We start from the raw sequence: 13,417 nt of genomic DNA on the forward strand, positions 1-13,417 counted from the left end.
ACCTATTTCCAAACATGCTTGTCTAGGTAGGAAAGAGACTAAAAAAATGAAAAAAATCTATCTATTACTGGCCGCTATACTCACTTTATCTGCCTGTAACAATAAAAACGAATCCAGAATTGAAAGAAGATACTTTGAAAATGTAGATGTTTCCTTGCCTGAAGACAATAAAGGAGCTTTTGTTGAGTGGGAACAAGGAGAAAAAACGGTCATTGTATTTTCATATCAGCATGAAGACGATGAAAACATATCGGATGACGAGCTGACTGAATTCCTCTATATTGAAATTCCATCGGACATTACAGAATTTGATATTGATTTAACCAACAATCAAAGCGAATCAGAAATTGAAGTATACTTTGTTCAATCTTGTTTCTGTTATTTCGAAGAGCCATTTACTTTCAAAAAGAGAAACATCACAGGTCAAAAAATAGCTCAGAATCAATGGAGAGTATCCTTCGATATCATTGGTGAATTCGATGATCGTGAATACCCTTTAAAAGACACCGGAACATACGTACTTACAACTTTTGAGAACTAAAAAAGGGGCTTAAGCCCCTTTTATTTTTATCTATAGTTTTTGTCTCTGCTATTTATTCTCCTTGACTTAAGGAGTATCCTCTTTCACCATCAAAGTGATATAAGTGTTCTGTCTTAATAAAGTCAAATCCAGCATCTTGAACACTTTGCAGTAACTCAATTACATCTGAGTTATTCAAAATTTTACCCTCAGGATTTGTAAATCTACATCTCCAGTGGTCTGTCTTGAAAGTCTCTTCCATACCATTCGGGTATACTAAAACACCTCTGTTTGAAATGAGCTTTAACTTCAAGTTCTGCGTAGAAGCCACATTTAAAAGCTTGTTGCCAATAGTATCAGGGTTACGACCATCTTCTCTCCAATCGATAAATACATCTACGCCAACAAGTTCCTTTTTCTTAGCTGGCTTCTCTTCAATAGAAACCTTAATCGCTACATCCTCATTATATTTAACGGGCGTCAATTTAGAAGGCTTTTGCCCTAATCTTTCGATCACGGCATCGGCAAACTCTCTAGTCCCAACTTTCTTCACGCTTTGGCCTTCTCTATAGATATCCCCTGTATGGATTCCATCTTCGAGTGTTTTTAACCAAGCATTTTGAATTAACTCAGCCTTATCAGCTTTACCTAGCTGAACCAGCATCATGGTAGCACCATTCAATAGTCCAGATGGGTTGGCAATGTTTTGACCAGCAATATCTGGAGCAGAACCGTGAATGGCTTCGAACATACCATGAGACATGCCTACGTTTGAAGAACCTGACATCCCGACCGAACCCGCAACTTCAGCCGCAATATCAGAGATAACATCTCCATAAAGATTCAGTGTAACAACAACATCTAGAGTTTCAGGTCTCGCCGCTACTACTGCAGATCCAATGTCAATAATCCAATGGTCTGCTTCAATTTCAGGGTATTCTAATTTTATTTTATTGAAAATATCGTGGAACATTCCATCAGAATGCTTCATAATATTATCTTTTGTCATACAAGTAACCTTCTTACGGCCATAAGCTTTGGCGTATTCAAAAGCATAACGAATAATTTTTTCGCTTCCCGGATCAGAAATTAACTTCAGCGTTTGAACCACCTCAGAAGTCTGCTGATGCTCAATACCCGCGTATAAGTCTTCTTCATTCTCACGAACAATAACTAGATCCATTTTTGGAAAATGCGAAGGAACGTAAGGCACATAAGCCCTAAACGGGCGAACGTTTGAATAAAGGCCGAGGGACTTCCTAATCGTAACATTTAAACTTTTATAACCACCTCCTTGTGGGGTAGTGATAGGAGCTTTCAAGAATATTTTATTATCTCTTAACGTTTGCCAAGCTTCTGGGCTGATACCAGATTTATGTCCAGCTTTGTAGACTTTCTCACCAATTTCTATGGTATCGTAAGCCAGATCAACTTCGGCAGCATCCATTATCCGCAAAGTAGCATCCATTATTTCTGGCCCAATACCATCTCCATGGGCTACTGTAATTCTTGATTGTTCACTCATAATTAAAACGTAGTTACCTCCAAAATTTCACGGCAAATGTAATCACCATCTAGTCATTACCGAAATTGTAAACCTTCATTTTGAAACATTGTTTATGAAAGGAAAAAAATCGATGTCAATAGTATACTTTTGCATCAGCTTACTGACAAGTATCTTTGAATTTTAGCTCAACTAAGAATCATGACCAATTATAAAAACGTACTTTTTGAAAATAACGGGGAAATCGTTCACCTAACGATTAACCGACCTGACAAGCTGAACGCTCTGAATATTGATACGATTGCCGAAATAAAAACGGCCTTTGAAGAAATATATGACGACTCTACCATCAAAGGCGTAATTGTAAAAGGTGCAGGTGAAAAAGCTTTTGTAGCAGGAGCCGACATTTCAGAAATCGCTGAATTAACAGAGGTTAATGCCCGGAAATTTGCTGAAGCAGGCCAAGAAGTATTCGCTTCTATAGAAAATTGTCATAAACCCGTCATTGCATTAGTAAACGGTTTTGCACTTGGCGGCGGATGTGAACTCGCCATGGCATGTCACATGCGCGTAGCTACAGCTACTGCACGATTTGGTCAGCCTGAAGTAAACTTAGGTGTTATTCCTGGTTATGGAGGCACTCAGCGCCTTACGCAGTTAGTAGGAAAAGCTAAATCATTTGAACTTTGCATGACTGGAGACATGATCAAGGCGGATGAAGCACTACAATTAGGTCTGGTTAACCATGTAATGGAATCAATTGAAGCTGCTCAGGCTAAATCTGAAGAAATTTTAGGTAAAATTATGGCCAAAGCCCCTGTAGCCATTGGTTTAGTCATAGACTGCATCAATGCCGTAAATAATGAACAAGAAAACGGCTATCAGACAGAAGCAAATGGATTCGCTGCCTGTACAAAAACATCAGATTTCGAAGAAGGCACTACTGCGTTTTTAGAAAGAAGAAAAGCCGCATTTAAAGGCGAATAAAATAGCTATCTGTTCGTTTGAGTGAAAGACCGTTAAAATAAGGCCTCAGCATAAATTCTGAGCGCATTGTTTGATGCTACACCTATCGAAAATTGTACATTGCATTATTAAGCCACTCCTAAACCCATTTATGACTCAATGAGTCAGATTAAAAAACTTGCGGGACAAACAGCTTACTACGGCATAAGTAGTATTCTCGGTAGAGTATTAAACTTTCTACTATTACCTATCTGGACAGCTAGGCTCGAAACTGCTGAATACGGAGCGGTAACAAGTTCATATGCCTATGTAGCCCTTTGCCTAATTGTGTTCACCTTCGGAATGGAAACGGCTTTTTTCAGGTTTTCGAAGAAGGAAAACAACCTTAAAGTTTACAACAGTAGTGCTACAGCAGTGCTCATAGTATCGGGAGTTCTATCAGCTTTAATTTTCCTTTTTGCTACCCCAATAGCCTCATTATTGGGTAATGGTGTAAAAGAAACTTACATACAGTTTTTAGGCATAATTCTGTTTATTGACGGTGTTGTGGCCTTACCTTTTGCCAAGCTCAGGCTAGAGCAAAAGGCATTGAAATTTGCTGTAATCAAGATCGTTGTTATCTCTTTTACCATCACTCTTAACCTATTATTTATAGTTGTACTTCCTGATATCTTAAGTGGTGAGTATCTACAAGGGCTTCAATCGACAGTAGAAAAATTCTACAATCCCAACTATGGAATAGGCTATATATTCTTAGCCAACTTAATTGCCAATGCTATCTATCTGCCACTGCTTTGGAAACAATTTGCGCAAATTAGATTAAGAATTGATTGGGAAGTATTTAAACCTATGCTTGCTTATGCATGGCCAATATTCTTAATGGGACTTGGTGGTATGTTCAATGAGCAAGGTTATGCCATTATTTTAGAAAGAGTTGCACCAACCGATCTTGCCTCAACGCCAAAGGCGGCACTCGGCATCTTTAGTAGCGCTTTTAAGCTCAGCGTAATTATGATGCTAGGCATTCAAGCATTTCGCTATGCAGCTGAGCCATTCTTCTTTAGCCATGCAGACAACAAACAAGCACCGGCCCTTTTTGGGAGAATAATGCACTATTTCGTTTCATTTAATATTGTCGTCTTAGTGGCCGTTGCACTGAATATAGAATTGATAAGTGATGTCTTTTTAAGAGATGAAGATTATAAACAGGCCTTATTCGTTCTTCCAATATTACTAGTTGCCAAATTGTTTTATGGTATCTATGTAAACCTAAGTGTCTGGTTTAAATTAACGGATAAAACAATCTATGGCACCTACTATGCCTTAGCTGGCGCCCTTATTACACTCGTGGGAAACGTGCTTTTAATAAAAGAGATTGGTTATTATGGGAGTGCTGTTACGGCATTAGCCTGTTATGGCACAATGAGCCTGATGTGTTATTTAAAAGGAAGGAAGGAGTTCCCGATACCTTATAACTTCAAACCACTTTTTGCCTACTTGGCTGTTGCTTTGGTTGTTATTTATTCTGCGGATTTCATTGAAGTAAGTAATGTTTGGTTAGGCTATGGAATTGATATTGCCATTACATTAGCTTTTACCCTTGCTATGTATTGGCTTGAAGGAAGAAACATTCAATATAAACCAGTCAAATCAAACAATAGCCAAGCACATTGATTTGTATAAACTTAAGTGAGTATTAATGCGTTTCTTGTACTAGTTCTGTGAAGCTACTTACCAACATATCACTTACCCTTATTTTACTGATTGCCCTCGGCTTTCAAGGAAATGCACAGCGGAAGAAAAAAGGAGCAGAAGAAAACCTGAAAGAAGAGACAACGCCTTACGAAATGGCGAATGCAGAATACTTACTTATCGAAGCGCAAAAGTTCTTTCTACTTGAAGATTACAAACGCGCGTTGGCATTCTTAGATCAGTCAATAGAAGTCGATCCTGACAACCATGCGGCGCATTTCAAAGCAGCCGAAATACACCTTATTCTACAACAAAACACTGATGGTTTAATAGCAATTGATAAAGCGATAGAAATTCAGCAAGACAATAAGTATTACTATGTGCTTGCGGCTCAGTTACAAAAAGCCAGTAACGATTTTAAAGGGGCAGCCGTCTATTACGAACTAATGATGGCCAATACCACAGGTTACAGTTCTTATTTAATTGAAATCACAAGAGTATATGAAGAAATTGGAGACTTCAAAAAAGGCATCGATATTCTAGACAAAGCAGAGCAGCAGTCTGAAGGTTTAAGTTTTGATCAAAAATTCCGTAAAGTCGATTTGCTGATAAAAGCTAATGAAGCCAACAAAGCATTGAAATATTTGGGTGAACTCAATGATCAAAATCCAAACAATTCGAACATCCTATTTCGCTACGCATCGGCACTTTCAAATAGTGACAAGATAGAAAAAGCCATATCCGCATTAGAAGCGAGCAACCTAAATACCAATGATTTAAAGCTCTTGCTTGCTGAAAATTACCTGAAAGCTGGCATGTTAGACAAGCAAAAAGACATGCTCCTAGCCGTTTATAATGACGATGAAGCCAACTTGAGTATTAAAACGCTTCTGCTCGGACAATGGGCCTTTTCTAGTAACCTATTAGACAATGTCGCTCTTATAGATAGCCTGCAAATACAACTTGAAATAGACTACCCAAACGAAGCTATTGCTTTGGAAAACGGAGGACTTATTTACTCAAAAGTTGCTCAAGTAACCTCAGGAACTGAACGCGCTAAATTCGAGTTGAAGGCTATTAAACGGTACAAAAACCTAACTGAGATCAGTCCAGGGAATTTTGAAGTATGGCAAAAAGTACTCGCCTTTGAATACAACAATAATAAATGGCAAGATTTAGCCAATGACGCGGAAGAAGCGCTTGATTTATTCCCAAATCAGGTAGTATTCTATGTTTATTTAGCTAAAGCAAATCAAGGATTAGAAGAATTTAGCGAAGCACAAAGCCTGTTAAGACAAGCACTCCGAATGACAGGTAGTAATCAAATTCTAAAAAGCCAAGTAATCGGAAAACAGGCCGAGTTAGCCTTAGCCCAGGGAAATACAGAACAAGCCATCACCCTATTCGATCAGTCAATTTCGACAGATCCGCCGCATCCAGAAAGTTTAGCGTCATATGCCAACTATTTATCGAAGAATGATCCACAAAAAGCCATTCAGTTAATTGACCCTTTATTAATCTCTTCCTTTAAAAACTTGAGTTTCATTAGGATTAAGGCTAGTGCACTCTTTAATTTAGCAGATTATACTGGGGCATATGAAGTTCTTAACCAAGGGCTAGCAGAATACGCCAATGAAAAAAGTGGATTAGTTCTTGAGCTTTTGGGAGACACCCAATTCAAGCTCAATAGAATAGAAGAAGCATTAATCAATTGGAAAGAAGCTAAACGACTAGGTGGAACTTCAGAAAAAATAGATCAGAAAATTGAGAATAAACAGTACAACTAAGTCCATCCTACTACTACTCGTTTTAGGAGCTACACTCACCATTCAAAGTTGTAGTAAGAAGTTTTTAGGTTTTCGATACGACCCAAAAGCCGAACTATCTTTAGAGGAAATCGATTTTGAATACTTCTCTTCCCGAACAAAATTCAAATACAAAGACGGTAACAAAAAAAACAAGGCAACTGCCAATATTAGAATCAAAAAGGACAGCCTTATTTGGTTTACTTTGACCAATGGGGTAATTGAAGGCGTTAGAGGACAAATTTCGCAAGACTCGCTCGTTCTGATCGACCGGCTCAACAAACAAGTCATACGCTATAGCTTTGCTGACCTCACACAGGAGTTCAATTTTGAGTTTAACTTCGAACTATTTCAAGCTGTATTAATAGGTGATATGCCCTATGAAGTAACACAAGATGATGTGCTTGAAAAGCAGAATAACAACTACATAGTAGCCCAAACAAACGGAGATTTATCAGTCAGAAATAAAATCAGTTCGAAGACAAGACGACTTGAAAATCTGAAAGCAAGTACTTCTAAGAACAAAAACACGTTGGAATTAAAGTATGCTGATTTCAAACTTTTAGACGATAAGCCTTTCGCCTTTAAAGCATTGATGACACTTACATATTTTCCTGATGGCAAAAAAGAAGAAGCCACCATTGATATAGAACATAACAGAGCAAGGATTGAGACTAAGCCACTACGGTTTCCTTTTAATATACCCGCACGCTATGAGCGTAAATAGACTTCTATTTATTTTCACCCTTTTCTTATTGGCATTTGGGCCTGTAAAAGCTCAAACAGAACGTCAGCGACTCGAAAATCAAAAGAAGGCGTTGCAAAATAAAATTGAGCAAACACAAAAAATACTCTCCCAAACCACTAAAGAAAAAAGCAACTCATTAGGTCAGCTGAGAGCCCTTAACAGTCAAATCCGATCTAGAAGTTCTTTAGTGAATGCTATTCAGAACGAAGTAAATTTTCTTGACACAGAAATATCAGAAGACCAAAGCATTATAAATGCGATGGAAAATGATTTAACTGCACTTAAAGAAGAATATGCGGAGATGATCTACACCAGTCAAAAAACAAGCGCTGGCTTTAACCGACTCACGTTCATTTTCGCATCTGGAACTTTCAACCAGCTCTTTATGCGATTAAAATATATTCAACAATATTCTGAGGCTAGAAAGAAACAAGGAGAGCAAATAAAACTCGTACAATCAAGCTTGAGTGAACAAATAAGAGAAATCGAAAACCAAAAATCTGATAAGCAGAACCTCTTGAATGAAGAATTAACAGAAAACCGAAAGCTTGCAGGTTTACAATCCCAACAAAGAGAACTAATCTCCAAGCTTGAAAACCAGGAGAGTAAAATCCAAAGAGATCTCGCAAAACAAAGAGCCTCGGAAAAAGAATTAAACGATCGAATCGATACAATTATAGAAGAAGAGCGTTTAGCCGCACTAGCCGCGTCTGTCGACATGACCGATATTAACAAAGCTTTTGAGGGTCAAAAAGGAAAGCTACCGTGGCCGGTGTCAGAAGGGTTTATCTCTTCTAAATATGGTAAATCTCAACACCCAACGCTAAAACGAGTGACACTCACAAACAGGGGTATCGACATTCAGACCACTCAAAACGCAAAGGTAAAATCAGTTTTCCCCGGTAAAGTCAGTGCCATTATGTCTATTCCAGGACAAGGCAATACAGTGCTCATTCAGCATGGTGAATACTTTACAGCCTATTCAAAACTTAAAGCTGTGGTCGTGAAAAAAGGCCAAGAAGTATCGGCAAATGAAACCATTGGGCAAGTGCTAACTGATAGCAACGATATCTCAGAAGTAAAATTCAAAGTATTCGATCAGAAAGCCAATGTGAACCCTGAAAGCTGGCTCCAAAGAAAAAACTGAGACAACTTTAGCCAATAGAGCGCGTTAAAACTGTCCAAACAAAACAGTTTACCACTACTGAAGTAAGACTTTTTGTCTATCTTTGTTTACTCAGTACAAGACATAAAATATCATGGAAACGATTTTAGCCATAGGAATGCCCGGAGGACCAGAAATGATCTTCATTATTGTAGCGTTGCTTCTTTTATTTGGTGCCAAAAGAATTCCTGATCTAGCCAGAGGCTTCGGCAAAGGCATCAGAGAATTTAAAGATGCTACCAAAGAAATCAAGAAAGAGGTAGATGATGCAGGCAAAGAAATTGAAAAGTAGAACCTAAGAAAAGTGAAGAATTATCATCTCTTAGATGAAATTCAAACCGATCTTAAGCTACATAAAGTCTCTTGTCTCGAACTTGTAGATCATCATCTTCAAGTCATAAAGGACAATGCTCAACTCAATGCATTTGTTGAGGTTTTCGAGGAAGAAGCAAGAGCACAAGCCAAAGTAATTGACAATAAGTTAAAGCTTAATAAAGCCGGCAAGTTAGCCGGCTTAATTTTTGGCATAAAAGATCTAATCTGTTACCAAAACCATCGCGTAACAGGCAGTAGCAAAATTCTAGAAGGTTTTGAATCTCAAATAACAGCCACTGCGGTTCAGCGAATGCTCGACCAAGATGCCATTGTTATTGGTAGGCAAAATTGCGATGAATTCGGTATGGGTTCCGCCAACGAGAACTCAGCACACGGACTCGTTAGAAATGCTGCTAATAACAATCACGTTTCAGGAGGATCCTCTGGCGGTTCTGCCGTTGCAGTACAAGCCAATATGTGTCAAGTTTCATTAGGCACAGATACGGGCGGATCGGTTAGACAACCGGCTGCTTTTACAGGAACAATTGGTTTAAAACCTACCTATTCAAGAATTTCAAGGTGGGGCCTACTCTCCTATGCCTCCTCATTCGACACCATTGGGATTTTCTCAAAGTCAATTGAAGACAACGCTAGAGTGCTTGAAGTAATTGCCGGCAAAGACGAAAAAGATGGCACCTCCTCTACGGAGCTTGTAGCAAGTTATGAGGCAGATTTAGAGCCTTCGAAAAAGTATAAAATTGCCTACTTCAAAGAAGCACTACAAAGTAATGGTGTGGAAAAAGACATTAAAGAAAGTCTCAAATCGAACATAATTAAACTCGAAAAAGAAGGGCATAATGTAAATGAGGTTAGTTTCGATCTATTAGAATACGTACTTCCTACCTATTATATACTTACAACTGCAGAAGCCAGCACCAACCTTTCGCGCTACGATGGCGTTCATTTTGGACATAGAAGTGAACATACCGATAACCTCGAGTCACTCTACAAAAATTCAAGATCTGAAGGATTTGGAAAAGAGGTGCAACGGAGGATTTTGCTGGGCACCTTTGTATTGAGTGCCGATTACTACGATGCCTATTTCACAAAAGCACAGAAGGCCAGAAAACTAATTAAAGAAGCAACGGAAAAAATACTTGAAGAATACGACTTCATAATTATACCAACTACACCTACCACAGCGTTTAAGATTGGTCAAGAACACACCAATCCGGTCGAAACATACATGGCCGATCTCTTTACAGTTCAAGCATCAGTTGCGGGTATTCCTGCCATTTCAATACCAGTTGGAGTAGACGAAAATAATTTACCAATCGGTCTGCAAATTATGTCAAGGGCTTTTGATGAAAAAAAACTTTTTGCAATTTCGAAGTGTCTATTAAAAGATTATAAACAGTAACAATTTCATGAGGCGTACCCTCAACATTCTCTTAATCTCATTCCTCTCATTTCAGTGTTTCGCACAAGAAGAGAAAGCCCTTTATGAAATCTATGATTACACGCCTGACATTTCTTACCAGGAAATAGAAAAGCGGTATAATGACCTTGAGCTTACAATAGATATTGCCTTTAATGATCGCGTTAAAGCATTTGTTAATTATTTCACCGTAAGAGATCGTGATTATACACGTGAAATGTTGCGAAGAAAAGAAGTCTATTTTTCGATTTTCGAAAAGTACTTAAAAGAATATAACCTGCCCCAAGAATTAAAATACCTCCCAATTATTGAAGCAGGATTAAACCCAAAAGCCGTTTCAGGCCCCAGGGCAGTCGGTTTATGGCAGTTTATGGCCGCTACAGGGAAAGAACGAGGCCTTAAGATTGACTGGTATATAGATGAACGGATGGATCCCGAAAAATCAACAGAAGCAGCTTGTAAATATATTGAGTGGCTTTATGGAATCTTTAAAGATTGGAAACTCACATTAGCAGCTTACAATAGTGGAATTGGCAATGTAAAAAGAGCGATCCGTAGAGCAGGGTATAAAAACGATTTTTGGAGTATATATCGCTACTTACCAAGAGAAACCCGATCATATGTTCCACAGTTTGCAGCCATCGTATATGCTATGGAATATGCCGATGTTCACAACATTTATACCGAAGAAGAATTATATCCTGTTGATTTTGAAACTGTAAAAACGACCAATTTTGTATATCTAAAAGCGTTTGCCCAAGAGAGTGGCATCCCTCTAAAAACTTTAGAAGAGCTGAACCCAGAAATAAAGAAGGGAGCAATACCCGAAAGGAAACAAGGCTTTGATTTAAAAATTCCCAAGTCGGCGAAAGACGACTTTTTAAAGAACGAAGTAAATATTTTAGCCAAGGCAGAAGAAGGCAAAAAGGAATTTGAAAAAATGGCCAGAAACATGCCGGGTAGCACATTTGGAAAGGAAAAAGTTGTTTACCGTGTCAGAAGTGGCGACGTTTTAGGGACAATAGCCAGAAAACATAGGGTAAGACTACAAGACTTAAAAGCTTGGAATAAGATAAGAGGGTCATTAATCCGAGTTGGACAGAAACTTAACATCTATACCGGACCAGATTTCTACGACGGCGCATCTGCCAAATTGATCAATCAGCCCCTTCCGGACTCTAAAATTCATGTGGTACAGCCTGGCGACACTTTATGGGACATCTCTCGTATGTATAAAGGCCTGAGCATTGGGAAAATCAAAGAATTGAACAAGATTCGAGGCAGTTCTATAAAGCCTGGCATGAAGCTCAGAATTGGTTAGAAAAATCTATCAACTAAACATTTAGTAGATTTTTCTTGTTATTATAATCTATTATCATTTGTTTGAATTCGATTAAACTAAATACGACTATGAAGAAGTTCTTAGCCCTAATTACGCTCAGTATCTTAGTCTCTTGCGGAGGAGAAAAGTCAAAAACAGAACTCGGTGCCGACGGAGAAGCTAAAGCTGAAAAAGCGAAAAGCACCTCATTCCTTCCAGACGCTGCTGGCGAACCTGGCGAGATCGTTGTTATCATGAATAAGAAGAAATATGATGACAAACTCGGTAATGCCATTAAAGAGGTATTTAGAGAAACCGTTCCAGGGCTTACCCGACCTGAACCTATGTTCACCATTAGAGTGATAGAACCTTCTGAGATGAATAGAATCTTTAAAGTGGCTAGAAACTTAGTTTATGTTATTTCTTATGAAGGTCGTTCCGCAGCTGATCAATGGCTTCAAAACACCTTCAGTGAAGTATCTAAGGAAAGAATCTTTTCGAACCCAGACCTCTTCATGCAAACTTCTGAAAACAAATATGCGAAGGGGCAAAAAATCCTTCAATTATTCGGTACTGACGATGATTCATTAATCAAGAACATGAAGGAAAACAGTAAAATCGTACAAAACTTCTTCAACATCGCCGAAAAAGAGCGACTAGCTAAAAGTCTTAGGATGTCTTCCGAATCAAGAACTGTTTTAAGAAAAGTTAACGACAAACTCGGTATAAACATTAAAATCCCTTCTGGTTATGAACTTGCGGTTTTAGAAGATGATTTTGCATGGGTAAGAGCCTTGCCGGCAGTTGGGCCAAGTAAAAATCTAGTTATCTACAGTAAAAAATATACTTCAGAATCTGAATTTGATGAAGAGAACATCATTAAGCTAAGAAACGAAGTAGGTAAAACATACATTTTTGGTGACCCTGAAAACAAGGAGTCATATATGACAACAGAGACCAAGTACATGCAACCGGTTTTCAGAAATATAAACTTCAACAATCAGTATACAGTAGAAATGAAAGGTGCCTGGAAAACAAATAACTTTTCTGTAGGAGGCACTTTTGTAAGTTATACGTTCGTAGATGAATCGACAGAAAAGTTATACTATATCGAAGGATTTGTGATTCACCCAAGCGAAGATCATAGAGAACTTATTAGAGAAATGGAATCATTACTGACAACGTTCAGAGTAAGCCTATGAAATTCTGATACAATTAGCTTAGATTAAGGTATTCTTATTAATTTTAAAGATTATGGCAAGTTGAACTTGCCATTCTTTTTTTTAAGTACCTAATCAGTTCTATGTACGCTTATCTCAAGGGAAAACTTGCCCATAAAGACCCTACTTATGTTATCATTGATGTAGGTGGGGTTGGATACGAAGTAAAGATTTCTCTACACACTTTTTCTAGAATAAAAGATCAAGAAAATGTTCAATTATTCACTCATTTCCATGTAAAGGAAGACATACAAGCGCTTTTTGGTTTTGCCGACCCAAGAGAAAAAGAAGTCTTCTTACACCTAGTCTCTATATCTGGAGTAGGCCCTTCTACTGGTCTTATGGTGCTTTCATCTCTAAACCCACAAGAGGTAGAACAAGCTATTCTTAGTGAAGATGTTCGTACCATTCAAAGTGTAAAAGGAATAGGTGCCAAAACAGCGCAAAGAATAATTCTAGAGCTAAAAGATAAAATTGGTAAAGACGCTGAAAGTGGAGACCTAATAAATATTCCAGCTTCGGGTCAAAATACCATAAGAAAAGAGGCACTTGCAGCGTTAGTAACTCTAGGCATCAACAAAGCAGCTGCTCAGAAGGGCATAGATAAGATTTTAAAAGATAGTGCAGCAGATATAAGCCTCGAAGAATTGATAAAATTAGCACTCAAAGCAGCCTAGGGTATTTTCTTGAGATTTGTTTAGCGCATTTAAGAAAATATTAATC

12 protein-coding genes are annotated in these 13,417 nt (G+C 38.2%); 11 read left to right on the plus strand and 1 reads right to left on the minus strand.

The window, feature by feature from the left end:
• Positions 1-46 precede the first annotated feature (46 nt).
• Positions 47-541: a hypothetical protein gene (locus JXQ92_RS09605; protein WP_421986386.1), complete on the plus strand. Its 495-nt coding sequence runs from the start codon at positions 47-49 to the stop codon at positions 539-541.
• A 52-nt stretch (positions 542-593) separates the two neighbouring features.
• Here the strand turns inward: JXQ92_RS09605 and JXQ92_RS09610 are convergent, their stop codons facing one another.
• Positions 594-2,045: an NADP-dependent isocitrate dehydrogenase gene (locus tag JXQ92_RS09610; RefSeq protein ID WP_421986387.1), complete on the minus strand. Its 1,452-nt coding sequence runs from the start codon at positions 2,043-2,045 to the stop codon at positions 594-596.
• 180 nt (positions 2,046-2,225) lie between these two features.
• On the opposite strand from JXQ92_RS09610, the gene JXQ92_RS09615 reads away from it, so the two are divergent.
• The 10 genes from JXQ92_RS09615 (at position 2,226) to ruvA (ending at position 13,371) form a co-directional block, all read left to right on the plus strand.
• Positions 2,226-3,011, plus strand: coding sequence for an enoyl-CoA hydratase-related protein (locus tag JXQ92_RS09615; protein ID WP_421986388.1), 786 nt, complete (start codon positions 2,226-2,228; stop codon positions 3,009-3,011).
• Positions 3,012-3,149: 138 nt separating this feature from the next.
• Positions 3,150-4,664, plus strand: coding sequence for a lipopolysaccharide biosynthesis protein (locus tag JXQ92_RS09620; protein ID WP_421986389.1), 1,515 nt, complete (start codon positions 3,150-3,152; stop codon positions 4,662-4,664).
• 47 nt (positions 4,665-4,711) lie between these two features.
• A complete protein-coding gene (locus JXQ92_RS09625; RefSeq protein WP_421986390.1) occupies positions 4,712-6,469 on the plus strand; it encodes a tetratricopeptide repeat protein in 1,758 nt (585 codons plus the stop codon).
• Positions 6,447-7,214, plus strand: a complete 768-nt coding sequence (locus JXQ92_RS09630) for a DUF4292 domain-containing protein (protein WP_421986391.1) — start codon at positions 6,447-6,449, stop codon at positions 7,212-7,214. Before JXQ92_RS09625 ends, JXQ92_RS09630 begins: the two co-directional genes overlap by 23 nt.
• Complete coding sequence (locus JXQ92_RS09635; protein WP_421986392.1) at positions 7,201-8,382, plus strand: murein hydrolase activator EnvC family protein; 1,182 nt, start codon at positions 7,201-7,203, stop codon at positions 8,380-8,382. The genes JXQ92_RS09630 and JXQ92_RS09635 overlap by 14 nt, the downstream gene beginning before the upstream one ends.
• A 112-nt stretch (positions 8,383-8,494) precedes the next feature.
• A complete protein-coding gene (locus JXQ92_RS09640) occupies positions 8,495-8,692 on the plus strand; it encodes a Sec-independent protein translocase subunit TatA/TatB (RefSeq protein WP_421986393.1) in 198 nt (65 codons plus the stop codon).
• A gap of 12 nt (positions 8,693-8,704) precedes the next feature.
• Entirely contained in the window at positions 8,705-10,135 is a 1,431-nt protein-coding gene (gene gatA, locus JXQ92_RS09645; protein ID WP_421986394.1) for an Asp-tRNA(Asn)/Glu-tRNA(Gln) amidotransferase subunit GatA, read from the plus strand.
• 7 nt (positions 10,136-10,142) lie between these two features.
• Entirely contained in the window at positions 10,143-11,474 is a 1,332-nt protein-coding gene (locus JXQ92_RS09650; RefSeq protein WP_421986395.1) for a LysM peptidoglycan-binding domain-containing protein, read from the plus strand.
• 89 nt (positions 11,475-11,563) lie between these two features.
• On the plus strand, positions 11,564-12,676 hold the full coding sequence (locus JXQ92_RS09655; protein ID WP_421986396.1) for a DUF4837 family protein: 1,113 nt from the start codon (positions 11,564-11,566) through the stop codon (positions 12,674-12,676).
• 101 nt (positions 12,677-12,777) lie between these two features.
• The gene (gene ruvA / locus JXQ92_RS09660; RefSeq protein ID WP_421986397.1) at positions 12,778-13,371 is read left to right on the plus strand and encodes a Holliday junction branch migration protein RuvA; all 594 of its coding nucleotides are present in this window, start codon (positions 12,778-12,780) and stop codon (positions 13,369-13,371) included.
• Positions 13,372-13,417: the final 46 nt, after the last annotated feature.

This window comes from Roseivirga sp. (genome assembly GCF_049099775.1).
Classification (GTDB): Bacteria; Bacteroidota; Bacteroidia; order Cytophagales; family Cyclobacteriaceae; genus Roseivirga.

Excerpts from the sequence above, each read along its gene's own strand:
- JXQ92_RS09615 (WP_421986388.1), top strand. The coding sequence starts at position 2,226 with ATGACCAATTATAAAAACGTACTTTTTGAAAATAACGGGGAAATCGTT.
- JXQ92_RS09655 (WP_421986396.1), top strand. The coding sequence starts at position 11,564 with ATGAAGAAGTTCTTAGCCCTAATTACGCTCAGTATCTTAGTCTCTTGC.
- JXQ92_RS09620 (WP_421986389.1), top strand. The coding sequence starts at position 3,150 with ATGAGTCAGATTAAAAAACTTGCGGGACAAACAGCTTACTACGGCATA.
- JXQ92_RS09640 (WP_421986393.1), top strand. The coding sequence starts at position 8,495 with ATGGAAACGATTTTAGCCATAGGAATGCCCGGAGGACCAGAAATGATC.
- JXQ92_RS09635 (WP_421986392.1), top strand. The coding sequence starts at position 7,201 with ATGAGCGTAAATAGACTTCTATTTATTTTCACCCTTTTCTTATTGGCA.
- JXQ92_RS09650 (WP_421986395.1), top strand. The coding sequence starts at position 10,143 with ATGAGGCGTACCCTCAACATTCTCTTAATCTCATTCCTCTCATTTCAG.
- ruvA (WP_421986397.1), top strand. The coding sequence starts at position 12,778 with ATGTACGCTTATCTCAAGGGAAAACTTGCCCATAAAGACCCTACTTAT.
- JXQ92_RS09610 (WP_421986387.1), bottom strand. The coding sequence starts at position 2,045 with ATGAGTGAACAATCAAGAATTACAGTAGCCCATGGAGATGGTATTGGG.
- JXQ92_RS09605 (WP_421986386.1), top strand. The coding sequence starts at position 47 with ATGAAAAAAATCTATCTATTACTGGCCGCTATACTCACTTTATCTGCC.